At 59.9% G+C, this 22,537-nt stretch carries 24 protein-coding genes and 1 pseudogene; 9 read left to right on the top strand and 16 right to left on the bottom strand.

Annotation, left to right across the window (positions count from 1 at the left end):
• Position 1 precedes the first annotated feature (1 nt).
• Complete coding sequence (locus tag ACYZTL_RS09540) at positions 2 to 355, bottom strand: MGMT family protein (protein ID WP_461951577.1); 354 nt, start codon at positions 353 to 355, stop codon at positions 2 to 4.
• 253 nt (positions 356 to 608) lie between these two features.
• On the opposite strand from ACYZTL_RS09540, the gene ACYZTL_RS09535 reads away from it, so the two are divergent.
• Entirely contained in the window at positions 609 to 1,616 is a 1,008-nt protein-coding gene (locus ACYZTL_RS09535) for a DUF481 domain-containing protein (protein ID WP_461951576.1), read from the top strand.
• Between the two features lie 163 nt (positions 1,617 to 1,779).
• Here the strand turns inward: ACYZTL_RS09535 and ACYZTL_RS09530 are convergent, their stop codons facing one another.
• Positions 1,780 to 1,989 carry a cold-shock protein gene (locus ACYZTL_RS09530; RefSeq protein ID WP_002554837.1) on the bottom strand — a complete coding sequence of 70 codons (210 nt, stop codon included), beginning with the start codon at positions 1,987 to 1,989 and terminating at the stop codon, positions 1,780 to 1,782.
• 354 nt (positions 1,990 to 2,343) lie between these two features.
• On the opposite strand from ACYZTL_RS09530, the gene dcd reads away from it, so the two are divergent.
• The gene (gene dcd / locus ACYZTL_RS09525) at positions 2,344 to 2,910 is read left to right on the top strand and encodes a dCTP deaminase (protein WP_110658603.1); all 567 of its coding nucleotides are present in this window, start codon (positions 2,344 to 2,346) and stop codon (positions 2,908 to 2,910) included.
• 107 nt (positions 2,911 to 3,017) lie between these two features.
• A complete protein-coding gene (locus ACYZTL_RS09520) occupies positions 3,018 to 3,227 on the top strand; it encodes a hypothetical protein (RefSeq protein ID WP_084321795.1) in 210 nt (69 codons plus the stop codon).
• Between the two features lie 117 nt (positions 3,228 to 3,344).
• Here the strand turns inward: ACYZTL_RS09520 and ACYZTL_RS09515 are convergent.
• From ACYZTL_RS09515 to ACYZTL_RS09475, 9 genes and pseudogenes are all read right to left on the bottom strand, one after another.
• Positions 3,345 to 3,536: pseudogene (locus tag ACYZTL_RS09515) on the bottom strand (ligase-associated DNA damage response endonuclease PdeM); the annotation flags it as partial.
• Positions 3,537 to 3,813: 277 nt separating this feature from the next.
• Positions 3,814 to 4,578: an ABC transporter ATP-binding protein gene (locus ACYZTL_RS09510; RefSeq protein ID WP_392885927.1), complete on the bottom strand. Its 765-nt coding sequence runs from the start codon at positions 4,576 to 4,578 to the stop codon at positions 3,814 to 3,816.
• A 13-nt stretch (positions 4,579 to 4,591) separates the two neighbouring features.
• Positions 4,592 to 5,710: a succinylglutamate desuccinylase/aspartoacylase family protein gene (locus ACYZTL_RS09505; RefSeq protein ID WP_461951575.1), complete on the bottom strand. Its 1,119-nt coding sequence runs from the start codon at positions 5,708 to 5,710 to the stop codon at positions 4,592 to 4,594.
• Positions 5,711 to 5,734: 24 nt separating this feature from the next.
• Positions 5,735 to 6,445 carry an ABC transporter permease gene (locus tag ACYZTL_RS09500; protein WP_008030066.1) on the bottom strand — a complete coding sequence of 237 codons (711 nt, stop codon included), beginning with the start codon at positions 6,443 to 6,445 and terminating at the stop codon, positions 5,735 to 5,737.
• Positions 6,442 to 7,170: an ABC transporter permease gene (locus ACYZTL_RS09495; RefSeq protein WP_461951574.1), complete on the bottom strand. Its 729-nt coding sequence runs from the start codon at positions 7,168 to 7,170 to the stop codon at positions 6,442 to 6,444. The genes ACYZTL_RS09500 and ACYZTL_RS09495 overlap by 4 nt, the downstream gene beginning before the upstream one ends.
• 56 nt (positions 7,171 to 7,226) lie before the next feature.
• Positions 7,227 to 8,009, bottom strand: a complete 783-nt coding sequence (locus ACYZTL_RS09490; RefSeq protein ID WP_461951573.1) for a transporter substrate-binding domain-containing protein — start codon at positions 8,007 to 8,009, stop codon at positions 7,227 to 7,229.
• A 390-nt stretch (positions 8,010 to 8,399) separates the two neighbouring features.
• On the bottom strand, positions 8,400 to 10,088 hold the full coding sequence (locus ACYZTL_RS09485; RefSeq protein ID WP_461951572.1) for an ATP-dependent DNA ligase: 1,689 nt from the start codon (positions 10,086 to 10,088) through the stop codon (positions 8,400 to 8,402).
• The gene (locus ACYZTL_RS09480) at positions 10,085 to 11,119 is read right to left on the bottom strand and encodes a ligase-associated DNA damage response exonuclease (RefSeq protein WP_461951571.1); all 1,035 of its coding nucleotides are present in this window, start codon (positions 11,117 to 11,119) and stop codon (positions 10,085 to 10,087) included. The genes ACYZTL_RS09485 and ACYZTL_RS09480 overlap by 4 nt, the downstream gene beginning before the upstream one ends.
• A gap of 179 nt (positions 11,120 to 11,298) precedes the next feature.
• Positions 11,299 to 13,749, bottom strand: a complete 2,451-nt coding sequence (locus tag ACYZTL_RS09475; RefSeq protein ID WP_461951570.1) for a penicillin acylase family protein — start codon at positions 13,747 to 13,749, stop codon at positions 11,299 to 11,301.
• Between the two features lie 547 nt (positions 13,750 to 14,296).
• On the opposite strand from ACYZTL_RS09475, the gene ACYZTL_RS09470 reads away from it, so the two are divergent.
• A complete protein-coding gene (locus tag ACYZTL_RS09470) occupies positions 14,297 to 14,848 on the top strand; it encodes a cysteine hydrolase family protein (protein ID WP_461951569.1) in 552 nt (183 codons plus the stop codon).
• 147 nt (positions 14,849 to 14,995) lie between these two features.
• Here ACYZTL_RS09470 and ACYZTL_RS09465 read toward each other — a convergent pair whose 3' ends face one another.
• The 4 genes from ACYZTL_RS09465 to ACYZTL_RS09450 form a co-directional block, all read right to left on the bottom strand.
• Positions 14,996 to 15,205, bottom strand: a complete 210-nt coding sequence (locus ACYZTL_RS09465) for an SEC-C metal-binding domain-containing protein (RefSeq protein WP_007906737.1) — start codon at positions 15,203 to 15,205, stop codon at positions 14,996 to 14,998.
• The gene (locus ACYZTL_RS09460) at positions 15,202 to 15,696 is read right to left on the bottom strand and encodes an LEA/WHy family protein (RefSeq protein ID WP_461951568.1); all 495 of its coding nucleotides are present in this window, start codon (positions 15,694 to 15,696) and stop codon (positions 15,202 to 15,204) included. The genes ACYZTL_RS09465 and ACYZTL_RS09460 overlap by 4 nt, the downstream gene beginning before the upstream one ends.
• Positions 15,697 to 15,809: 113 nt before the next feature.
• The gene (locus ACYZTL_RS09455; protein ID WP_461951567.1) at positions 15,810 to 16,286 is read right to left on the bottom strand and encodes a YchJ family protein; all 477 of its coding nucleotides are present in this window, start codon (positions 16,284 to 16,286) and stop codon (positions 15,810 to 15,812) included.
• Between the two features lie 4 nt (positions 16,287 to 16,290).
• Positions 16,291 to 16,788: a DUF6231 family protein gene (locus ACYZTL_RS09450; RefSeq protein WP_461951566.1), complete on the bottom strand. Its 498-nt coding sequence runs from the start codon at positions 16,786 to 16,788 to the stop codon at positions 16,291 to 16,293.
• Between the two features lie 189 nt (positions 16,789 to 16,977).
• Between ACYZTL_RS09450 and ACYZTL_RS09445 the strand changes: the two genes are divergently transcribed.
• The 4 genes from ACYZTL_RS09445 to ACYZTL_RS09430 all read left to right on the top strand — a co-directional run bounded on the left by ACYZTL_RS09445 (position 16,978) and on the right by ACYZTL_RS09430 (position 19,652).
• Positions 16,978 to 17,673: an OmpA family protein gene (locus tag ACYZTL_RS09445; RefSeq protein WP_461951565.1), complete on the top strand. Its 696-nt coding sequence runs from the start codon at positions 16,978 to 16,980 to the stop codon at positions 17,671 to 17,673.
• Between the two features lie 90 nt (positions 17,674 to 17,763).
• On the top strand, positions 17,764 to 18,474 hold the full coding sequence (locus tag ACYZTL_RS09440) for an OmpA family protein (RefSeq protein WP_461951564.1): 711 nt from the start codon (positions 17,764 to 17,766) through the stop codon (positions 18,472 to 18,474).
• Positions 18,475 to 18,622: 148 nt separating this feature from the next.
• Positions 18,623 to 18,901 carry a DUF1145 domain-containing protein gene (locus ACYZTL_RS09435; RefSeq protein ID WP_461951563.1) on the top strand — a complete coding sequence of 93 codons (279 nt, stop codon included), beginning with the start codon at positions 18,623 to 18,625 and terminating at the stop codon, positions 18,899 to 18,901.
• Entirely contained in the window at positions 18,894 to 19,652 is a 759-nt protein-coding gene (locus tag ACYZTL_RS09430) for a collagen-like triple helix repeat-containing protein (protein WP_461951562.1), read from the top strand. Before ACYZTL_RS09435 ends, ACYZTL_RS09430 begins: the two co-directional genes overlap by 8 nt.
• Before the next feature lie 164 nt (positions 19,653 to 19,816).
• On the opposite strand, the gene ACYZTL_RS09425 is transcribed toward ACYZTL_RS09430, so the two are convergent.
• Positions 19,817 to 20,281: a CopD family protein gene (locus ACYZTL_RS09425; protein WP_461951561.1), complete on the bottom strand. Its 465-nt coding sequence runs from the start codon at positions 20,279 to 20,281 to the stop codon at positions 19,817 to 19,819.
• Between the two features lie 99 nt (positions 20,282 to 20,380).
• Here ACYZTL_RS09425 and dinG point away from each other — a divergent pair, with 99 nt between their 5' ends.
• Complete coding sequence (gene dinG, locus ACYZTL_RS09420) at positions 20,381 to 22,525, top strand: ATP-dependent DNA helicase DinG (RefSeq protein ID WP_461951560.1); 2,145 nt, start codon at positions 20,381 to 20,383, stop codon at positions 22,523 to 22,525.
• The last annotated feature ends 12 nt before the right edge of the window (positions 22,526 to 22,537 follow it).

Genomic DNA, 22,537 nt, shown 5'->3' with positions numbered 1-22,537 from the left:
TCTAACCGCTGTGCTCTACCGGGCGCCAGCCATGGCGCTGAATATCAACACGATTATTCAGGACGCTGATGCCTTCGGCGCGTAATCGCGCGCGCTGCTCGTCCCCTGAAGGACTGCCCACGGCCAGGCTGATCCGACCGCCGGCGCCGAGCACGCGGTGCCAGGGCAGTTTGGTGTCGCCGGGCAACTGGCTCAGGGTACGACCGACCCATCGCGCCGCGCGGCCGAGTCCTGCCAGCTCGGCAAGCTGACCATAACTCACGACTTTGCCCTCGGGCACCTGTGCCAGGGTCAGATAGAGCGCCGTGCGTCGGATTTGCGCGGCACTTTCTGTTTCAGTGGTTGGGTCGGTCACGTCCAGCTTCCTGTAGGAGTGAGCTTGCTCGCGATGATCGTCAACGATGACGCGAACTGTCTGGAACAATGCGCCAGTTTCGAGTTTATCGCGAGCAAGCTCGCTCCTACACACGATTACCGTCCGTAGAGTAAATCCTTGATCGCCCATTGAGAAATGAACTCAATGGAAATAGTTGTGTCAGTCCAAGCTAGGGCTTTATTCCTTGGGATAATGCCGACTTTTTTTCGCAAACTTGAGCCTGTATTTGCTTATGGTGTCCAGAACCCTGCTATGCCTCGCTGTCCTGAGTGCTTCCACGCCCTTGCTCGCCGATACCGTCTGGTTGAAGAACGGTGACAAGCTGAGCGGCAAGATCACTCTGTTCGACGGCGGCAAACTGTTGATTCAGACCGAGTACGCCGGCGCGGTGCCGATCGACTGGAAGCAGGTCAAAACCCTGGAGAGCGATCAGGAGTTGCTGGTCAAGCAGGATGCGTACAAAGGCGAGAAGGCCAAGTCGCTGCATGCGGCAGACGACGGCAAGGTGACGCTGGAAAACGGCGAGGCGCCGAAGACGGTCGAGCTGGCGAGTATCCAGCAGATTCTCAAACCCAAACCGGTCGTCGAAGATCTGGTCTGGAAAGGGAATATCGATGCGGCGCTGGATTACCAGCGGGCAGAAAAGGACACCGATGACTACGATATCGACTTCAAGACTTCTGCGCGCCATGGCAGATGGCGGCATATCGCGGAAGGCGAGTACAACCGTGAATTCCAGGATGACGTGGTCACCACCGACAACTGGCGGGGCGAATACTCGCTCGACCGCTTCCTGACCGAGAAATGGTTCTGGCAGGGCCGCGCGGTCTATAAGCGCGACAAGGTTGAAGACCTTTCCCGTCAGCGCACCGTCGGTACCGGTCCGGGATACCAGTTCTGGGATGACGAGCTAGGCGCATTCTCGCTGGGTTCGCTGGTCAACCGTACGGACTACCAGTTCTCCGACGGCAGCAAGGATAACTTCTATTCCCTGGCGATGAAGTGGGATTACAACCGCTACCTGATCGGCAAGAGGGTGGAGTTCTTCACCAATGGCGAAGTGGGCAAGCCGTTGTCGGGCGTGGCAGATTATGCGCTCGATGCCGAAATGGGCTTGCGCTACAAAGTGACCGAGTGGGCGTCGCTTAACCTGAAGGCCGAGCGAGACATCATCAGCGGTACTGACGATGCCGATTTGGAGAAGACCCGCTACACCGCAGGGTTCGGTGTGGCCTGGTAAAACCGGAAGATCAAGAGATCGCAGCCTTCGGCAGCTCCTACAGGGATTGACGTAAATTCTGTAGGAGCTGCCGAAGGCTGCGATCTTTTTTGCCCGCAAAAACACACAGGCACAAAAAAGCCCCGCTTTTAAGGGCGGGGCTTTTTACTAAAGCAAGTACAAGTTAGATAACTTGAACTTCTTCAGCTTGCATGCCTTTCTGACCGCGGGTAGCGATGAAAGAAACCTGTTGGCCTTCTTTCAGGCTTTTGAAGCCGTCGGATTGGATAGCTTTGAAGTGAACGAACAGGTCGTCACCGGATTGTGGGGTGATGAAGCCGAAGCCTTTTTCATCGTTGAACCACTTAACGGTACCGGTTTGGCGATTAGACATGGTGTAACTCCTTGAACAAAGATAACTGCGACGCAGGAAGAACCCTGGCCGAGACTGAGTGCAAAGAGCAGGAAAAATTCTTGTAGATGGTTGGATCGAAATTCAACATATCGTGTAGAGATTCTCAGTGACACAAGCAGCACAGTGGCGCCACCTTAACCCTTTTTCCGGAACGTGCCAATGCTTCTTGCGAAGGTTTCTCTGTTTTCGTGACTGACGGTGCATCGTATTGCGGTGAAGCTCCGGTATTTACGGGGGATCGGCGAGAATTGCGCCACGGTCTTTGAACCCGAAGCGCGCGCCCGGTAAGATGCCGGACAGATTTTTTCCACCTCGCTATTCAGGACACCCGCCATGAGCATCAAATCGGACAAGTGGATTCGCCGCATGGCGCAAGAGCACGGCATGATCGAGCCGTTCGTCGAGCGCCAGGTGCGCGGCAGCGACGATAACCGTGTGATCTCCTACGGCGTGTCGAGTTACGGCTACGACGTTCGTTGCACTAATCATTTCAAGGTGTTCACCAACATCAATTCGGCCATCGTCGACCCGAAGAATTTCGATGCCGGCAGCTTCGTCGACATCCACAGCGACGTCTGCATCATCCCGCCGAACTCTTTTGCCCTGGCCAGCACCGTCGAATACTTCCGTATTCCGCGCAACGTATTGACCATCTGCCTGGGCAAAAGCACTTACGCCCGCTGCGGCATCATCGTCAACGTCACCCCGCTTGAGCCTGAGTGGGAGGGTCACGTGACCCTGGAATTCTCGAACACCACCAACCTGCCGGCGAAAATCTACGCCAACGAAGGCGTGGCGCAGATGCTGTTCCTTGAATCCGACGAAGAGTGCGAAGTGTCCTATAAGGACCGTGGCGGCAAGTATCAGGGCCAACGCGGCGTGACGCTGCCACGCACCTGAGTCAACCGTCTGACTGACTGTGGGAATTCTTGAGCGAGCGTACACTCTATGGGGTGTACTGCTCCGATCCGCGCAAGGCGGATCGGGCCATCGCTCAGGAGTGCTATATGAAGATCGACCCGCGTATAAGTGCCGAACTGGCAAGGCTTGAGCCCAATCAGGTTGGCGTTTTAGCCTGGTCCTTGCTGGCACATCCGCCCATCAGCATGGCGGGGGGCATCCCCGGCCAGCCTGATCCCGATACCCCCAACGAACAACCCACCGAACCCGGTGAGCCGACCCTGCCGGATGAGCCGCCTCCCGCGCCGGTTGTCTGATCGTGATCATGTAGGAGCAGCCGGTCGACGCTCGATTGCTCGCGATGGACGTGAGGGCACCGTGTTTTTCCAGGCCGCCCTCGTCATCGTTGAAAATTTTCGCGAGCAAGCTCGCTCCTACACCGGCCATATTTGGTTATCGCCGATAACAAAGATCCTGCAGCTGTCGCCCCGATCAATCTGGTAGCCACTGGTAAACGCGCCGAAGGCCGGTAGGAGGCTGATTGCTTCGCCGACGCTGAAGCACCTCAGCCGCAGGCTCTGCCGATCTCGACCGTTCAGCCGATAAACCGGATGCAGCAACCCGGATTGCCCGCATTTGACTGCAGCCCACACCTGTTTCTGAAAGGCGAACGGCTTCCAACCGCGAGCGGTGAACCAGTGTTTTGCGAAGTCGGGGGAGGTTCCCATGCCGGCGGTGTGCGCTCTGAAAGTGTTCTTTCAGTGACCGCGGCGGCATACGAAAGGTTTAATGACGCTATACGAATTGTAGGAGCTGGCGCAGCCTGCGATCTTTTGATCTTTGACGGTCTTGAAAAAGATCAAAAGATCGCAGGCTGCGCCAGCTCCTACAGGGGGCGGGTGTTTACTTGAGGTTGCCGCTGAGGAACTGCTTCAGTCGCTCACTCTTCGGATTGCCCAGCACGTCTTCCGGCGCGCCTTCTTCCTCGACCAGTCCCTGATGCAGAAACAGCACCTGGCTAGACACTTTGCGCGCGAAGCTCATTTCGTGGGTGACCATAATCATGGTCCGGCCCTCTTCGGCCAGACCCTGGATCACCCTGAGCACTTCACCCACCAGCTCCGGGTCGAGCGCCGAAGTCGGTTCGTCGAACAGCATGACTTCCGGTTCCATGGCCAACGCGCGGGCAATGGCAACCCGTTGCTGCTGCCCCCCGGACAGAAACGCCGGGTACTGATCCGCCACGCGTGCAGCCAGGCCAACCTTGTCGAGATAACGACGTGCACGGTCCTCGGCTTCCTCTTTGCTGCAACCCAGCACCCGGCGCGGGGCCATGGTGATGTTTTCCAGCACGGTCATGTGGCTCCACAGGTTGAAGTGCTGGAACACCATGGCCAGGCGGGTGCGGATCCGCTGCAGTTCATCGGCATCGGCCACGTGCATGCCGTGGCGATCCTTGATCATGCGGATGTTCTGGCCATCCAGGGTCATGGCGCCGTCGTTGGGTTGTTCGAGAAAGTTGATGCAGCGCAGAAAGGTACTTTTACCCGAGCCGCTGGCGCCGATCAGGCTGATGACGTCGCCGGTGTTGGCCTTGAGTGAAACGCCTTTGAGCACATGATGATCGCCATAGCTTTTATGCAGGCCTTCGATGGTCAGTTTGTACATGGGGCATGCATCCTCAAGGCGAAAGTAGGTAGCCGCTGCGATAGGCTTCGGTGCCCGCGACGTGGGCGATCACCATGCCGGCAGTGGCCATGCGCCGCAGCGAACGGGCGTACATCAGCCCGGCAACGGTGCAGTGAATGGGGGTGACGCGATCATTGACCGGGTCGACGATTTCGGCGATCAGTTGTCCGGCTTCCAGGTATTCCCCCGGCAGCGCGGTGAACACCAGCAAACCGCCCACGGGCGTGGCCACCGGTTCGACGCCGGCCAGCGGCGTGGCGGGATACGGCAGTTCCGGCAGTGGCGCCGGTTCGCCGGCAATTGCGCCGAAGTGAATCAGGTAATCGAGCAACGCCTGGCAGTCGAGGCTGGCCAATGGATGATTGACGTCACCCTGACCGCGCAATTCGACCGTGACCGAGAAGCTGCCCGGCGGAATCTCGAATTGCTCGCCGAAGCGTTCATTCAACTGCCACCAGAGCAGGGTGAAGCATTCGTCGAACGACTGACCGCCGGAATCGGTGGCCAGCAGGCTGGCTTCGGCACCGATGTAGCGGGCCAATGGCTCGACCTGAGGCCAGGCGTCGGGCGTGGTGTAGAGGTGCGCGACCGCTTCGAAATCGCAATGCAGGTCCAGCACCATGTCGGCGTCACAGGCCAGTCGTTGCAGGATCAGGCGCTGGGATTGCAGTTGAGTGCTGGCGGTCTGTCGCGCCAGTGCATGACGCAGGCTGCTGCGGATCAGTTCAAGGTTGCGCTGCGGATCGTCGCCAAGCTGACCTTCGATTTCATTGCCGACCTCTTCGCTCAAGTCGACGAACCAGCGGTTGAAGTTCTGGCCGCTTTCGAGCTCGTAGCGACCCAGCGGCACATCCATCAGCACTTGTTCGAGGCCGACCGGGTTGGCCACCGGCACCAGCACGATTTCGCTGCGCAGGCGGCCGGCGGCTTCAAGTTCCGCCAGGCGCTGCTTGAGGTGCCAGGCGACCAGCATGCCGGGCATTTCATCGGCGTGCAGGGACGCCTGGATGTAGATCTTGCCTTTGGCCGACGTCGGGCCGAAGTGGAAGCTGTGAATCTGTCGCGCAGTCCCCGGCAGCGGGGCCAGCAGGTCATGAATCTGGTGGCGCATGTCTCATTATTCCTACAGCGGGTCCTAGTGGGTCGGCCCGAGGAACGCCAGCCATCGGCGTTCGGCGAGGCGGAACAGGCCGACCAGCGCAAAGGTAACGGTCAGGTAGATCAGCGCGGCGATGCCGAACGACTGGAAGGTCAGGAAGGTCGCCGAGTTGGCGTCCCGCGCGACTTTCAGGATGTCCGGGATGGTCGCGGTGAACGCCACGGTGGTCGAGTGCAGCATCAGAATCACTTCGTTGCTGTAATAAGGCAACGAGCGACGCAGCGCCGACGGCATGATCACGTAGGCATACAGCTTCCAGCCGGTCAGACCGTAGGCCTTGGCCGCTTCGACTTCACCGTGGGCCATGCTGCGAATCGCCCCGGCAAAAATCTCCGTGGTGTAGGCGCAAGTGTTCAGGGCGAAGGCGAGGATGGTGCAGTTCATCGCGTCGCGAAAGAACGCATCGAGTATCGGTTGCTCGCGCACGGCGGCCAGGCTGTAAATCCCGGTGTAGCAAATCAGCAGCTGGATATACAGCGGCGTACCGCGAAACAGGTAGGTGTAGAACTGCACCGGCCAGCGAATGTAGAAGTGCGGCGACACCCGGGCGATGGACAGCGGGATCGACACCAGGAAACCGATGAAGATCGATGCACTGAGCAGCCACAGGGTCATGGCCAGGCCGGTGATGTTGTAGCCGTCGGTATACAGGAAAGGTTTCCAGTATTCCTGCAAGAGTTCGATCATCGTACGGCCTCCCGGGTGCCGGCGGCGTAGCGGCGTTCAAGCCAGCGCAGGATGAAGTTGGAGGCGCTGGTGATCAGCAGGTAAATCAGCGCAGCCAGCACCAGGAAGTAGAACAGTTGATAGCTGCTTTTGCCGGCGTCCTGAGCGGCCTTGACCAGGTCGGCGAGGCCGATGATCGAGACCAGCGCGGTGGCTTTGAGCATCACCATCCAGTTGTTACCGATGCCCGGAAGGGCAAAGCGCATCATCTGCGGAAACACCACGATCCAGAACCGCTGGCCGCGCTTGAGGCCATAGGCCGTGGCCGCTTCGACCTGGCCCCGTGGCACCGAGAGAATCGCGCCACGGAAGGTTTCGGTGAAGTACGCGCCATAAATGAAGCCCAGGGTGATGACCCCGGCGCTGAACGGGTTGATCTCGATGTATTCCCATTCCATGAAATCGGTAAACGACGTCAACCAGGTTTGCAGGCTGTAGAAAATCAGCAGCATCAGCACCAGGTCCGGCACGCCGCGAATCAGCGTGGTGTAGACCTGAGCCGGAATCCGAACCAGTTTGACTTTTGACAGTTTGGCAGTGGCGCCGAGCAGGCCGAGCAATACGGCCAACAACAGCGACAACGCCGATAATTTGATGGTCATCCAGGTGCCTTCCATCAGCAACGGACCGAAGCCCTTGAGGCTGAAGGCAGAGAGCCCCAGATTTTGTAATAGGTTTTCGAACATAAATCAGCAACCTGACTGGATAAAAAAAGCGCCCATCGCGAGATGGGCGCCGGGCATTATTTGCCGCTGTACAGATTCAGATCGCCAAAGTGTTTCTTTTGAATGGTGGCGTAGGTGCCATCGTCGTGTAACGCTTTGATACCTTTATCCAAAAGTGCCTTGAGGTCTTTGTTACCTTTAGAGATACCGATCGCTGTTTTGGATGGCAGCAGTTCGCTGTCCACCGGCTTGCTGACTTCGTAGCCTTCGCCTTTAGGCGACTTCAAAAAGCCCAGTTCGGCTTGCAGCATGTCCTGGATCGCAGCGTCGAGGCGACCGGACATCAGGTCCGAATACACCTGATCCTGGTTCTGATAGGCCTGGGTTTTCACGCCAGCCTTGTCCAGTACGGCCTTGGCGTAGGCTTCCTGAATGGTGCCTTGCTCGTAACCGACAGTCTTGCCTTTCAGCGAAGCGACGTCTTCGGTCAGGCCGGAACCTTTCTTGAAGACGTAAGCGGTTGGGCCGGAGAACAGCTCGTCGGAGAAGTCGATGACTTTTTCGCGGGCCGGGGTGACGGTCATCGAAGAGATCACACCGTCGAATTTATTGGCCTTCAGGCCCGGAATCATGCCGTCGAAATCGCTTTCGACCCATTTGCACTTGACCTTCAGCTCGGCGCAGATTGCGTTGCCCAGATCGATGTCGAATCCGACCAGGCTACCGTCGGCCGCTTTCGACTCGAACGGTGCATAGGAAGGGTCAACGCCAAAACGCAGTTCTTTGTACTCCTTGGCCAACGCGGAGCCGGCAGCCATGCACAACGCCAGTGCAGAAAGGGTCAGCAATGCTTTTTTCATTATTCAAATCCCTAAGAACCAATATGAGCGCTTGTGGCGCAGAAATTATTGTTACTGGAACGCGTAAGACCTAATGAAAGTAGCAATTTCCGAACCAGAGTGCCGAACAAGCGTTTTAAAAGGTGATTCAGGAAATGGCTGGGCGGGATTTATGCACGAAAACGGGCACCAGTAAATGGCCGCACCAACTTGGTCCGCAATAGCGCAAATTCCCTTGTGGGAGCGGGCTTGTGTGGCGAGGGGATTTATCCCCGTTGGGCTGCGAAGCGGCCCCAAAAACGAAAACCGTGGTGTATTAGGTACACCGCGCACAATGGTTTTACGACTGCTTCGCAGCCGAACGGGGATAAATCCCCTCGCCACACAGGCTCGCTCCCATAGGGTATCGGGTTAACCCAAAAGATCCTGCAGGGTTGCGAGATTGTCAGCCTCTTCGACGGATTTATCCTGCCGCCACCGCAACATCCGCGGAAACCGCACCGCGATCCCGCTCTTGTGCCGCTTGGACAGGGCAATCCCCTCAAACCCCAATTCAAACACCAGGCTCGGTTTCACGCTGCTCACCGGCCCGAATTTCTCCACCGTGGTCTTGCGCACAATGCTGTCGACCTGGCGCATCTCTGCGTCGGTGAGCCCCGAATAGGCCTTGGCGAACGGCACCAGAGTGCGTTCGCTGGCGTCGGGTGGGCCGTCCCACACGGCGAAGGTGTAATCGCTGTAGAGACTGGCCCGGCGGCCGTGCCCGCGTTGCGCGTAAATCAGCACCGCGTCGACGCTGAACGGGTCGACCTTCCATTTCCACCACACCCCCATGTCCTTGGTGCGGCCGACGCCATACAACGCGTCTCGGGCCTTGAGCATCATGCCTTCGACGCCCAGGCTGCGGGAGGTTTCCCGTTGGCGGGCGAGGTCGAACCAGTCTTCACCTGTCAGCACGGGGGAGGGCAGTAACACCGGGTTGTTGCAGTGAGCGATGACGTGCTCCAGTTGGGTGCGACGCCTGGCTTGAGGCTGGTTGCGCCAGTCTTTGCCCGCCCATTCCAGCAAGTCGTAGGCGAGAACAACCACCGGCACCTCATCGAGGATTTTCTTGCCCAGGGTTTTACGACCGATCCGCTGTTGCAACAGGGCGAACGGTTGCACCGCGGGTGACGTCGGCGCCAGTGGATCGAAGGCATCTTCGGTGTTCGGTGGTGCGGTTTTCCAGGCCACGATTTCACCGTCGATCACCGTGCCGTCGGGCAGGCAATGGACCAGGCTGTCGAGTTCGGGAAAACGCTCGGTGACCAATTCTTCGCCGCGCGACCAGATCCACAGTCGGCCGTCGCGCTTGACCATCTGGGCGCGGATGCCGTCCCACTTCCATTCCACTTGCCATTGGCTGGCTGGACCCAGCAGAGTCTCAAACTGTTCGACCGGTTGCGACAGTGCATGAGCCAGAAAAAACGGATACGGCTGACCGCCGCGCTGGGCATGTTCATCCGACGATTCCGCAGCGATCAGCTTCAGGTAACTGGCCGCACTCGGGCGGTTGGACAGGTCGGTGTAACCCACCAGTCGCTGGGCCACGCGTTTGCTGTCGAGCTGCGCCATGGCCGCCAGGGCGCGGGTCACCAGCAACTTTGAGACGCCGACGCGGAAACTGCCGGTGATCAGTTTGATGCAGAGCATCAGGCTGGGGCGGTCCAGTTGCGACCAGAGTTCGGGCAATTGCACGGCGAGCACTTCGGGAGATTCGCCGCGCAACGGCAGCAGTTTTTCTTCAATCCATACCGCCAATCCGTCGGAGGAACTGTGGGGTGTTTCGGGCAGTACCAGCGAAATGGTTTCCGCCAGATCGCCGACCGCTTGATAGCTCTCTTCGAACAACCACGGCGACAGGCCGGAATACGCCACGGCGAGTTCACGCAGGATGCGCACCGGCACCAGTTGGCGAGGTCGTCCGCCGGACAGAAAGTACACCGCCCATGCCGCGTCTTCCGGCGCGGCCCGGGCGAAGTAATGTTGCATCGCCGCCAGTTTGGCGTTGCTCGAGGTCGTGGCATCGAGCTCGGCGTACAACTCGGCGAAGGCCTTCATGGCAGCACCTCGGCGCTTTCAGGCTCGACCGCTGCTACGTCTTCTTCATCGTCGCCGTATTCGGTGTTGAACCCTTGGGCATCCAGACCTTGTTCGCGCAAATGGCGCACCAGGACCGCCACAGAACCGTGGGTGACCATGACGCGTTCGGCGCCGGTCTGCTCGATCGCCCAAAGCAGGCCCGGCCAGTCGGCGTGGTCGGATAACACGAAGCCACGGTCCACACCGCGCCGCCGCCGCGTGCCGCGCAAACGCATCCAGCCGCTGGCAAAGCCATCGCTGTAGTCACCGAAGCGGCGCATCCAGGTGCTGTCGCCGGCGGAAGGCGGGGCCAGGATGAGCGCCTTGCGCATCATCGGGTCGCTCTTGTTGACGTCGCCCGCGTAGATCGTCGGCGGTAAATAAACGCCGCTCTCGCGATACACCCGGTTGAGCGGCTCCACGGCGCCATGTACCAGAATGGGGCCGAGGCGGGCGTCGATGCCGTGGAGAATCCGCTGTGCCTTGCCGAAGGAATAGCAAAACAGCACGCTGGCCTTGTCTTCGGCGGCGTTGGCCTGCCACCACTGATTGATCTCGGCAAACACCTGCGCCTGAGGTTGCCAGCGATAGATCGGCAGGCCAAACGTCGATTCGGTGATGAAGGTGTGGCAACGCACCGGCTCAAAGGGCGCGCAAGTGCCGTCGGGCTCGATCTTGTAATCCCCTGAGGCGACCCAGACCTCGCCGCCGTATTCCAGACGCACCTGCGCCGAGCCGAGCACATGGCCGGCTGGATGGAAACTCAGGGTGACGCCGTGGTGCAGCAACCGTTCGCCGTACGCCAGGGTTTGCAGATTGATGTCCTGACCCAGGCGCGCGCGCAAAATCCCTTCACCGGGCGCGGCCGCCAGATAGTGGTGGTTGCCGCCTCGGGCATGGTCGCCGTGGGCGTGAGTAATGACCGAACGCTCGACCGGCCGCCACGGGTCGATGTAGAAATCGCCGGCGGGGCAGTACAAACCTTCGGGACGAGCGATAACAAGATCCATGTTGTTACCAGAATGGAGGGACTTGTTAGCTATGAGGTTTGGGCGAGGTCAGAAGTTCTATCTATTTTTGCAACGATCAAAAGCAAAAGATCGCAGCCTTCGGCAGCTCCTACAGATGAACGCGAAATCCACCGTAGGAGCTGCCGAAGGCTGCGATCTTTTGATCTTTTCTTTTGCTCTTATTTGCCAGGTGTCAGCGTCAGCCGCTTGGTCCCGTACACCTTGTCAAAGTTCTGCGGCTGCATCGGCAAACTCACGTATTGCCCCTTGAGCCACGGCTCCACGCTGTCGAGGTAATTCGGGCTGGCCGGATTACCGGACTGACCGGTGCCGGTCTGGCCCATCAGCGGTTCGGCCTGGCCGAAGTCGACGATGAAGCGCATGGCCGGCGCCAGCGTGGTGTTGAAGTCCTGGCCCCAGGCGAACGCCGCGGTATTCAGCGTGGTGTGATCGCCACCGGCCGCGAGCGGGCCGCGCACGGTCTGGCCGCTGGCATTCTTCCACTCATAACGGTGTAGCTTGCCCCACTGCCAGGCCTTGTGGTCGCCACCCAACTGGCTGTCGCCGGCGGTGATGGCGGCTGCAAGGCTGCGGGCGAGGATCGCCGGTTTGTCTTCTTTCTGCGGCGTGCGCGCGTCATCCCAGAACGGGCTGTCTTCACGGCCCAGCAGATGATCGGCCTGCGCTGCGTAGGACAACTTACCGTTGGCGATAAAGGCTTTCCACGCCGGGCCGCTTTCCGGACCCAGTTCGTCGAGGAAGATCTGTTGGGTACTTTGCTGCAGGAACAGCTCGTAAATCGCTGCGTCGGCGGAAGTCGGGGTGAGTTTGCCGTCGAATGCCATCAGACGGGTCAGTGCTTCGCGAGCCTTGTCGCGATCAGCTACCGGCAGCGCTTCGATAGCCTGCTTCAGCGGCTTTGCCATGCCCGGTGCTTCAAACATCTTCTTCAGTTTGGCGGCGAAGGTGGTGGTTTGATCGTATTGCATGGCGATCACACTGCGCGTGTCGTGTTTGCCCGCACCGGCCAGTTCGGCCATGCGTTCGCCACGCTCCGGTGCCGACCAGGAATTGGACAGCTGCATGCCGTAACCATGGGGAATGACCCGCTGGTTGGCGGTGCCGAGCCAGCCTTGGGCCGGGTCCTGATCGTACGGGTGCAGCATTGGGTCGGCGTAACCGTCCCAGTCGTAACGACTTTCCCAGCCCGGCGACGGCAACAGGCCTTCGCCTTCGCGGCGGTTCGGGTAACGGCCGGTGACTTGCCAGCCGATGTTGCTGGCGTCGGCGAAGACCAGGTTCAGCGTGATCGCGCGGATTTCACGGCTGGCGTCCGAGGCTTTCTCGACGTTCTGCGCCCGGGACAGGTCGAAAAACGCGTCCAGTGACTTGTCGTCAGTGAAGTTTGGCGTCTGCAAGGCCAGACCCAGACCGTTATCCAACGCTGTACCTTTGGCGCTGTTGAGCAGCGGCCCGTGACGGGTTTCGTACACCGCTTCGCGAATCGGCCGCTGGCCTTTGACGAAATAGGTTTCGTTGCGAACGATTGTCGGCTGCCATTTGCCGCCGACTTCGTAGGAAAGCCCGTTGCCCTGACGTTTGATTTTTTCCAGGAACAGGTCCTGGTTGTCGCCCATGACCGAGGTCATGCTCCACGCCACTTTGCCGTTGAAACCGCCCAGTACCATCGGCAAACCGGCGATGGTCACGCCGGACGCCTGATATTTCGGCGTACGAATCTGCACGTAACTGAACAACGACGGCACGCCCAGCGGCCCATGGCTGTCGCTGGCCAGCAGGCTTTTGCCGCTGCGGCTGCGTTGAGGGGCGATCGCCCAGTTGTTCGATGACGTTGCACCCAGCAAATTCAGATCGGACAGTTGACCGGTGGCCTTGCTGATTTCGGCGAGACCCGGAATCGCTCCGTTCAGCTTGAGGCCCTGAAGTTTTTCGCCTTCGGCCACTGGCAGTTTTTCGTCGGGCGCGGACGGCGTCAGCCAGGCGAGTTTGTCGGGGGTGACCGTCTGAGCGAGCACCAGCGAGGAAATTTCCTCGGGCAGGTTCGCCGATTGGCTGAAGTTCAGCAGGCAGAAAATCAGCGCCGAATCTTCCGGTTGCCAGTATTCAGGCTTGTAGCCGGTGGCAGCGAGGTCTGCCGGCAACTTGTCGCGGTAGCGGAACAGGTAGGCGTTGACCCCGCGGGCATAGACTTCGAAGAAGCGTTTGAGTCGCGGCGAAGACGCCTTGTACAGCTCGCCGGCGCTTTTCTTCAGGTTGACGGCGCGCATGTAGCGGTCGGCGTCCAGCAGGTCCGAACCGGACATCTCCGACAAACGACCTTGGGCCAGCAGGCGCAGGGTGACCATTTGCGTGATGCGGTCGCTCGCGTGTACGTAACCGAGGGTGAACAGCGCGTCGTGGAAGGTGCTGCTTTCGATCAGCGGCATGCCCATGGCATTGCGGCGCACCGAAACGTTTTGCGCCAGACCCTTGAGCGGCTGCACGCCGGTGGTCGGCGGGAGGGTGTCCTGGGTGTTAAAGGTCTGACAACCGGTCAGGCTCAAAACACCGGCCACTGCTGCGGCAACGCCGAACCGGGGAAGAAAATGTGTAAGGGCTGGCGAGGCCATGGCAAAGCTCCTGCGGGGGTAGAGGCGCAATAAAGGCGCTACGTTAGAGAGCAGGAGGTGGCCGCGCAAGCGGGGTATGGGGTTATTTCAGGATTTGTCTGATAAACCACAACTACAGGTCGTAATACTGTTCACATAAGCGCGGACATCCACATTTGTGGCGAGGGGATTTATCTGTGGCGAGGGGATTTATCCCCGTTGGGTCGCGAAGCGGCCCCCAGAATCCATTCAAACAGACTGAGTTGTTCGGATTCACGACTGCTTCGCAGCCGAACGGGGATAAATCCCCTCGCCACAGGGCGTGCGTCGCTTTCAGGGTTTTGGTGGGTTGACCTTGGCAGCCAACGCATACGCCTTCACCTTCGCCGGCCGATTCTGGATGGGGTGGGAGCCAGCGCAGCACATTCTGAAGTGATGACTCTGCCCGGCCATCGGCCCCAGCCCGCCCCATCTGCCAGAACAACCACCGCGGATTGAGAGCTTGCCTGTAGGGAGAGCTGATGCTGAAGTGCGTGAAATTCAATGACCTTGCGTGAGAAAAGTCGGCATGGAGCTCAAGACCAATGCGGCACTAATCATCATCGATCAACAAAAAGGCATTTTGGAGCCTAGGTGCGGCCGACGAAATAATCCTCAGGCCGAGGCGCGGATTCTGGATCTACTGGGTCTTTGGCGTGAAACCGGGCGGCCGGTGATTCACGTCCAGCATCTGTCTCGTTCGCCGGATTCGGTGTTCTGGCCGCAGCAATCGGGCGTGGAGTTTCAGGAGCGGTTCCAGCCATTGGCCGGCGAGCAGCTGATTCAGAAACAGGTGCCGGATGCGTTTTGTGCGACGGGGCTGGAGGCGAGTTTGCGCGAGGCGGGGATTGGGCAGTTGGTCATCGTTGGCGTCGCAACCAACAATTCAGTGGAGTCCACGGCGCGTACGGCCGGGAATCTGGGGTTTGATGCGTGGGTGGCGGAGGATGCGTGCTTTACGTTCGACAAGGCGGATTATTTTGGCAATGCCCGTTCCGCCGAGGACGTGCATGCGATGTCGCTGGGGAATCTGCATGGGGAATATGCGACGGTCGTGAGTACCGTGCAGATCCTGAAGTGATGGCGACTTTGAAGGCCTCTTCGCGAGCAAGCCCGCTCCCACAAGGGAGTTATGTCGTTCACAAAACCAATGTGGGAGCGGCGGTGCGACGATTCGACTTGCTCGCGAAGGCGATTCAACAGGCGAAGAATTTTTTCGCCCGAAGCATCAAGCGCCGTGGCACTTCTTGAATTTCTTGCCGTTGCCGCACGGGCAAGGATCGTTGCGGCCGACGTCTTTCAGGGCATTGCGTACCGGTTCCTGGTGCGCGTGGCCGCAGTTCGGGCCGTGAACATGGCCATGGTCGTGATCATGGTGGTCGTGATGGTCGTGATCGTGGTTGCAGTCAGGGCCATGGACGTGGGGTTGCTGGGTCATCGGGTGTGCTCCGGAATTAAATCGGCGGGGATTATCACGCCATTACGCGCCAGGTGCACGTAGTGCGCGATGAATAAACCGGTTTCCAGCTCACCTTCCAGCCGATAGGGGACGGGTTGATCGGTTTTTTTCAGCATTTTCACCAAGTCCCGCACCTTCGGCCACAGGTTGGTGCGGATTGGTACCTTGAAAAATGCACTGCGCTTGGGACTGACCGTAAACCAGTGTTCGTGCTCGCCCTCGGTCAGCAGCATGTCGCCCAGATGAATCCGGTATTCGAGGCCGCGCACCGTCAGGTCACTGTCACGGGGATTGTCGACACGAAAGTACAGCAGGAAACGCTGCTGCATCAGTTTGGCCTCGACGACTTCGACCTTGACCAGATGCACGGCGGGTTCCGGCTCATCGTCGCTGAACCAGGACGCACAACCGCCGAGCCCGAGAAACAGGAGCAGGGTGAATGTATGTAAGACGCGCCGCCAGGTGGTCATGGTGATGTTTCTCCCTTGAGCACCAGTCTAGCCCCAAAAGATCGCAGCCTTCGGCAGCTCCTACAGTGTGTACGCGTAGGAGCTGCCGAAGGCTGCGATCTTCTGGCGTCACCTCACGCGCCGAAATACCCCGCGCAACACTTCTTGAACTTCTGCCCGCTCGCGCAAGGGCAGGCATCGTTGCGTCCGGCCTTGAGTGGCACGGTGGGGTCGATGAAGTACCAGTGGCCGGCGTTCTGCACGAACGACGAGCGCTCGCGGTGGCTGTGTTCGCCGCTGCCGTCATGCCAGCGTGCGGTGAAGGTCACGAAAGCATGTTCCGGCTGACCGCCAAACACTTCGGAGCTTTCCACCTCCAGGCCCAGCCAGGTACTTTGGGCGCTCCAGTCGCTGATGGACTGCCGATCGAGGCCTGTCTGTTGCGCAGGCAGAGTGGTCGCCACCAGATAATCGATCAGGCCCAGCACATAAGCGCTGTAGCGCGAGCGCATCAAGGCTTCAGCGCAGGGGGCCGGGTGACCGGCATGGTAATGACCGCAGCAGGCGTCGAGCAGGGTGCCGCTGCCGCAAGGGCAAATGGATGTACTCATTGCGTTACCACCAATATTTCCCGAAGTTTTCCGGATTGGCCCAGAACCGTGAGTTGAGCCAGTCGGGGACTTGTTTGTAGTCAAGCAGATCGTAGGTAAACAGGGTCAGCACTTGATCGTCGCGCTGGAAACGTTCGCTGGCTTGCAGGGCCAGGGAGAAAAAATCCGTCTCCTGCCAGCCACTGGCCGGCAAGTCCGCGAGTACCGCAATGCGACTGGCATTGAGGTTGCGGATCCCGCCGAGCAAATTCAGACCCTCGCGTTTGGGCAAGTGTTCGAGGCAATCGACCACCAGCGCCAGATCAAAGCGGCGCGCTGCGAGTTCGGCCGGCAATGGTCCGGGCGCCGCATGGGCGACGCAGGTGTCAGGGTGCGCGAGCTTGAACGCCTCAAGCGCCGGGAATTCGCTGGCGCCGATCAGCAACAGGCGCGGCGGGGCGTAACGATCCAGCAAAGCGGCCAGCGCCTGCTGCGGCGTGCGCGAAGAAATACCTGCAATCATCGAAGATCCTCAATCAGAGCGCCAAGACTAGCCTGCCCAAACGCCCAGATATAGAGCGGCTTAGCGCCAAAAGTGCCGATCACCCGTGAACACGGGACCAAACAGCCATGGCCTATTGCTGGCGGAGATGAAAACTCGGGTCTTTACTCCCTGAATCGGTTCTAAGCCGATCCCTCAGGAGAAAACTAGATGAGCATAGTTCGGACAGCATTACCCTTGGTTCTGCTAACCAGTGTGTTGACTGGTTGCGCAGGTTTGCAGAAAACCGACTGGCCGACCTGTGCGGCAGTCGGCGGTGTTGTGGGTGCAGGTCTCGGCGCGACCGAGAGCTCGGCATGGGCAGGGTATGGCGCGCTGCTGGTTGGCGGTACCGCTGCAGCCTATTGCTGGGTTCACGGTGATGGCGACGAAGACGGCGATGGCGTGCCGGACAGCCGCGACAAGTGCCCAGGTACGCCTAGAGGCGTGCAGGTCAATGCCGATGGTTGCCCACCACCAGTCCCTGCGCCAGTGGTTGAAGAGGCGGTTGTGGTCAAGGAAGAAACCATCGTCATTCGCGATGTTCACTTCCAGTTCGACAAAGCCACTCTCACCCCTTCTGACAAAGATGTACTCAATAAAATCGCCACTCGCCTGAAACAGGAATCCTCCACCGCCCAGTTGACCGTGACCGGTCATACCGACAGCGTGGGCAGCGATGCCTACAACCAGAAACTGTCGGATCGTCGTGCGCATTCGGTGGTTGAATACCTGATTTCCCAAGGCGTTCCACGCAGCGAATTTGTGTCTGTGACCGGTGCCGGTGAAAGCCAGCCGGTGGCCGACAACAAAACCGCTGACGGCCGTGCGTTGAATCGTCGCACGGAAATCAAAATCAACCGCTGACCCCTCGCACTCCGCGGCTTGTGCAGTCGCGGATGCGGGTCTTTACTCCTGTGTGACCGGCATCTGCCGGTCACACAGGAGCTTTCAACCATGAGCCTTCTCCCAAGGACCCTCTTGCCGGTTTTGCTGCTTGGCAGCCTGTTGACCGGTTGCGCGACTCACAGCGATGGCACTGCCCCTCTCAATCAACGTACCTGGTCGATCTGCAGTGTTATCGGCGGTCTGGTCGGTGGAGGCCTGGGCGCTCTGGAGAGTAGCGGTTGGGCGGCGGGCGGAGCGGCACTTGGTATCTTGACTGGCGGCTTGATCTGTTACACCCAGGATGGCGATGAAGACGACGATGGTGTGTTCGATCGACGTGATCGCTGCCCTGATACGCCGGCCAATACCCCGGTCGAACATCACGGTTGTCCGCTGCCGCAGTACCCGGCCAGCGTGAAACCTGCCGAACCCGAAGTCATTACCCTGAGTGATGCGGGTGACGTGTTGTTTGCCTTCGACAAATCCGACCTGACGCCATCGGCGCAGAGTCAGCTGGATGCGCTGATGCCCAGACTGCAAAGCGCCGATGTGGTGAGCATCAAGGTGATCGGTCATACCGACAGCAAGGGTTCGGACGCCTATAACCAGGCGCTCTCGGAACGACGCGCCAGCAGCGTGGTGGCTTATCTGTTGGGCATGGGCCTGGCACCGAACAAACTTACCAGCGAAGGCCGGGGCGAAAGTGAGCCCGCGGCCGATAACGAAACAGACGAAGGGCGCGCGAAAAACCGTCGCGTGGAATTGCATATCAATCGTTGAACCGCGTGATAGGGACCTCGGGCAGCCATTGCGGTTGTTCCGACGGCCATTCGGCGGCCTTCATGAAGAATTTTCCGTTGCCCTCTGGTTTATCTCGCGTGGAAGCCGTTACTGTGCGCGCAAAGAATAATTCTCAACGGGGGAGCGTATGAAGGTGTTTTGGGGGCTGGGGAAGCTGCTGACCCTGCTGTTCTGGCTGGTGGTGCTGGTCAATCTGATGACGCCGTTTGTCAATCCGCTGCACCTGTTGGTCAATCTGGCCGGCGGTCTGTTGGCGTTCCTTCATCTTCTTGAGGCGGTGTTCTGTTTCCGCAGCCTCAGAGGTCGCGCCCACCCTTGGCGTGATCGCTTGAAGATTGTCTTTTTCGGTGTTTTCCACCTGCAAACCATTCCGGCTCCCGCCGTACCAAAGGCATCCCATGCGTAAACTCTGTCTGCTCGCCACTCTCATCAGCCCGCTCGCCTGCGCCCAAGTGGTCAGCGTCGAAACCAACTCGCTGATGCGCCTGCCCAACACCGCCAGTACCTTGCAGCTGGAACGCCTGGAAGTGGCCGATTACGGCACGTTACTGATTCCCTCGAACGTGACCGAAGTCACTGTCGGCGAATTGCACTTGGGGCGTGAAGCGCGGATCGCCATCGTGCCGAGCGAAAATGCCCTGGAGTTGAAGATCAATCGTGCCCAGCTGTCCGAAGGCAGCCAGATCACCGCTCGCGGCGCGCCGGGTACTTATCTGAAATCGGCCCGCTCGGGGCGCAATCTGAATGTGCAGATCAAGGCACTGAATGCACCGAAGTTGTTGGTCGATGCACGCGGCGGCGCAGGGGCACCGGGTTTTGTCGGTCTCGACGGCGCCAACGGTCAGGCACCGGGCTGCACCTGGGGCCAGGCCGGTCGCGGCGCGGATGGCAGTAATGGCAGCGACGGACAACCGGGCGCGCCGGGTGCACTGGTCAGGCTGGAAGTGCCGCGTGATTACCCGGCGGAGCAGATCAAGGTTCAAGTCGCTGGTGGCGAGGGTGGTTTGGCTGGTCCTGGCGGTAAGCCGGGGGCGGGCGGCAAGGCCAAGGGTTGCCTCGTTTACAAGGCCGATGGCGGCAAGAGCGGCAAGCCGGGTGCTGACGGCCAGCCGGGGCCTGCGGGGGCGGCGGGTTCCGTAACCGTACAGCGGTTGTAAGAACCACCGAGATCCCTTGTGGTGAGGGAGCTTGCTCCCGCTCGGCTGCGAAGCAGTCGTAAAACCAGGCACCGCGCAGTTTCGTATGTATCGGGTCGCTGGTTTTGGGGCCGCTTCGCGACCCAGCGGGAGCGAGCTCCCTCGCCACAGTTACATTGTTTGCCTTAGAGCATCGGTCGGGCCGAGGCGATTGCCACTAATACCAACCCCACAATCAGATTGATCCCCACCAACCTGCGAATCTTCCCCAGCACCGCAGCCCCCGTCGGCCAATCCTGCGCCGCCACTGCCGTGCGCAGTTCCGGCAACAGCAACGCCTGAATCCGGATGAACAGCGCGGTCATCACCACGTACAGCCCCATCATGATCTGCACATAACGCGGCGCGGTCTCAAAACCGGTGTATTGCAGATGGATCATGCCCACGCCGCTGATCGGCAAGAGCACCACCGCCACCCAGACCCAGCGGAAAAACCCTTGAAACACTTCTACCCACAGCTTCAACCGGGCAGGCCCTTCCAGCGCCTTCATCGCCGCGGGGCGCAGGACCATCCAGGCGAAAAACATGCCGCCGACCCACACCAGGGCGGACAGGACATGCAGGGTGTAAACGATGCCAAAAGGTGTCATTGAGGTACTCCGTTCTGCGCGGGATTAATTAGCGGGGTATGATAGCGGCCGATCCGAACCACTGAAAATTTATCCAGCGTTTTTTGCGCCCGACAATCCATGATCAGCACCGAACTCAAAACCACGATCCAGGGCGCCTACTCGCGTTTTCTCGAAGCCAAGAGCCTCAAACCGCGCTACGGCCAACGCCTGATGATCGCCGAAATTGCCAAAGTCCTCGGTGACATAGACACCGACGACGAAGGCCGGCGCAGTGGCGACCCCGCGATTGTCGCGGTGGAAGCCGGCACCGGTACGGGCAAAACCGTGGCCTACAGCCTGGCAGCGATCCCGACCGCCAAGGCCGCCGGCAAACGCCTGGTGATCGCCACGGCCACCGTGGCGCTACAAGAGCAGATCGTCTACAAGGATTTGCCCGACCTGATGCGCAACAGCGGGCTGAATTTCAGTTTCGCCCTGGCCAAGGGCCGCGGGCGCTACATGTGCCTGTCCAAGCTCGACATGTTGCTGCAGGAAGGTCACGCACAAACCGCCACGGCGCAGCTGTTCGAGGAAGAAGGCTTCAAGATCGAGGTCGATGAGGCCAGTCAGAAGCTGTTTACCAGCATGATCGAGAAACTCGCCGGCAATAAATGGGACGGCGACCGCGACAGTTGGTCCACCGCTCTGGAAGACGCCGACTGGGCGCGTCTGACCACCGATCACAGCCAGTGCACCAACCGTCATTGCCCGAACTTCGGCCAGTGCGCCTTCTACAAGGCGCGCGAAGGCATGGGCAAGGTCGACGTCATCGTCACCAACCACGACATGGTCCTGGCCGATCTGGCCCTCGGCGGCGGTGCTGTCCTGCCGGACCCGCGCGACACCATCTACGTGTTCGACGAAGGTCACCACCTGCCGGACAAGGCCATCGGCCACTTCGCCCACTACACGCGCCTGCGTTCCACCGCCGACTGGCTGGAAACCACCGCCAAGAACCTCACCAAACTGCTCGCCCAGCACCCGTTGCCGGGGGATCTGGGCAAGTTGATCGAGCAAGTTCCGGAACTGGCCCGTGAGATCAAGACCCAGCAACAGTTCATGTTCACTGCCTGCGAACAGGTCGCCGATTTCAAACCCGGCGAAGACGTCGAAGGCCGCGAACGGCCGCGTCACCGCTTCGTCGGCGGGGTGATTCCCGAGCACATGCGTGAAATGGGCATCGAGCTGAAGAAAGCCTTTGCCCGCCTCACCGACCTGTTCACCCGGCTCACCGAACTGCTCAAGGAAGGCATGGACGGCGAGGTCAACATTGGTATCGCCAGCAACCAGGCCGAGGAGTGGTATCCGCTGTTCGGCAGCCTGTTGTCGCGCTCTTCGGGCAACTGGGAATTGTGGGGCGCGTTCACCGCTGAAGACCCGGAAGACAACCCGCCCATGGCGCGCTGGCTGACCCTGGCCGAAAGCGGCTCGCTGTTCGACATCGAGGTCAACGCCAGTCCGATCCTCGCGGCGGAAATGCTCCGTCGCAACCTGTGGAACGTCGCTTATGGCGCGCTGGTGACCTCGGCGACCCTGACCGCGCTCGGCACCTTCGACCGTTTCCGCATGCGTGCCGGCCTGCCGAAAAAGGCCGTGACCGCCGTGGTCCCGAGCCCGTTCCATCACGCCGACGCCGGCGTGCTGCGGGTGCCGGATTTGAAAGCCGACCCGCGAGACGCGCCGGCCCATACCGCCGCGATCATCCGAGACCTGCCGCAACTGGTCGAAGGTTCGCGCGGCACGTTGGTGCTGTTTTCCTCGCGCAAGCAGATGCAGGACGTATTCGACGGCCTCGACCGCGACTGGCGCAAGCAAGTGTTCATTCAAGGCAACCTGTCGAAACAGGAAACCCTGAACAAGCACAAGGCGCGCGTCGACGGCGGCGATTCCAGCGTGCTGTTCGGCCTGGCGAGTTTTGCTGAAGGGGTCGACTTGCCCGGTGCGTATTGCGAGCACGTGGTGATTGCGAAGATCCCGTTCTCGGTGCCCGATGATCCGGTCGAAGCGGCATTGGCCGAGTGGATCGAAGCGCGGGGCGGCAATCCGTTCATGGAAATCTCCGTACCGGACGCGTCGCTGAAACTGGTCCAGGCCTGCGGTCGCCTGCTTCGTACCGAAGAAGACCGCGGCACCATCACCTTGCTTGACCGGCGCCTGGTCACCCAGCGTTACGGCAAAGCCATCCTCAATGCGTTGCCGCCATTCCGTCGTGAAATTTCCTGATCCACCGGTGGG

The organism is Pseudomonas sp. LB3P81 (assembly GCF_054897965.1).
The sequence above is the reverse complement of the archived record's forward strand: the minus strand, read 5'-3'. Positions and strand labels throughout refer to the sequence as shown.

Coding starts and splice junctions, on each gene's coding strand:
- ACYZTL_RS09435 (WP_461951563.1), top strand. CDS start 18,623: ATGAAGGTGTTTTGGGGGCTGGGGAAGCTGCTGACCCTGCTGTTCTGG.
- dinG (WP_461951560.1), top strand. CDS start 20,381: ATGATCAGCACCGAACTCAAAACCACGATCCAGGGCGCCTACTCGCGT.
- ACYZTL_RS09465 (WP_007906737.1), bottom strand. CDS start 15,205: ATGACCCAGCAACCCCACGTCCATGGCCCTGACTGCAACCACGATCAC.
- ACYZTL_RS09455 (WP_461951567.1), bottom strand. CDS start 16,286: ATGAGTACATCCATTTGCCCTTGCGGCAGCGGCACCCTGCTCGACGCC.
- ACYZTL_RS09495 (WP_461951574.1), bottom strand. CDS start 7,170: ATGTTCGAAAACCTATTACAAAATCTGGGGCTCTCTGCCTTCAGCCTC.
- ACYZTL_RS09475 (WP_461951570.1), bottom strand. CDS start 13,749: ATGGCCTCGCCAGCCCTTACACATTTTCTTCCCCGGTTCGGCGTTGCC.
- ACYZTL_RS09440 (WP_461951564.1), top strand. CDS start 17,764: ATGAGCCTTCTCCCAAGGACCCTCTTGCCGGTTTTGCTGCTTGGCAGC.
- ACYZTL_RS09510 (WP_392885927.1), bottom strand. CDS start 4,578: ATGTACAAACTGACCATCGAAGGCCTGCATAAAAGCTATGGCGATCAT.
- ACYZTL_RS09425 (WP_461951561.1), bottom strand. CDS start 20,281: ATGACACCTTTTGGCATCGTTTACACCCTGCATGTCCTGTCCGCCCTG.
- ACYZTL_RS09505 (WP_461951575.1), bottom strand. CDS start 5,710: ATGCGCCACCAGATTCATGACCTGCTGGCCCCGCTGCCGGGGACTGCG.
- ACYZTL_RS09445 (WP_461951565.1), top strand. CDS start 16,978: ATGAGCATAGTTCGGACAGCATTACCCTTGGTTCTGCTAACCAGTGTG.
- ACYZTL_RS09490 (WP_461951573.1), bottom strand. CDS start 8,009: ATGAAAAAAGCATTGCTGACCCTTTCTGCACTGGCGTTGTGCATGGCT.
- ACYZTL_RS09460 (WP_461951568.1), bottom strand. CDS start 15,696: ATGACCACCTGGCGGCGCGTCTTACATACATTCACCCTGCTCCTGTTT.
- ACYZTL_RS09500 (WP_008030066.1), bottom strand. CDS start 6,445: ATGATCGAACTCTTGCAGGAATACTGGAAACCTTTCCTGTATACCGAC.
- dcd (WP_110658603.1), top strand. CDS start 2,344: ATGAGCATCAAATCGGACAAGTGGATTCGCCGCATGGCGCAAGAGCAC.
- ACYZTL_RS09535 (WP_461951576.1), top strand. CDS start 609: ATGGTGTCCAGAACCCTGCTATGCCTCGCTGTCCTGAGTGCTTCCACG.
- ACYZTL_RS09450 (WP_461951566.1), bottom strand. CDS start 16,788: ATGATTGCAGGTATTTCTTCGCGCACGCCGCAGCAGGCGCTGGCCGCT.
- ACYZTL_RS09485 (WP_461951572.1), bottom strand. CDS start 10,088: ATGAAGGCCTTCGCCGAGTTGTACGCCGAGCTCGATGCCACGACCTCG.
- ACYZTL_RS09530 (WP_002554837.1), bottom strand. CDS start 1,989: ATGTCTAATCGCCAAACCGGTACCGTTAAGTGGTTCAACGATGAAAAA.
- ACYZTL_RS09430 (WP_461951562.1), top strand. CDS start 18,894: ATGCGTAAACTCTGTCTGCTCGCCACTCTCATCAGCCCGCTCGCCTGC.
- ACYZTL_RS09520 (WP_084321795.1), top strand. CDS start 3,018: ATGAAGATCGACCCGCGTATAAGTGCCGAACTGGCAAGGCTTGAGCCC.
- ACYZTL_RS09470 (WP_461951569.1), top strand. CDS start 14,297: ATGGAGCTCAAGACCAATGCGGCACTAATCATCATCGATCAACAAAAA.
- ACYZTL_RS09480 (WP_461951571.1), bottom strand. CDS start 11,119: ATGGATCTTGTTATCGCTCGTCCCGAAGGTTTGTACTGCCCCGCCGGC.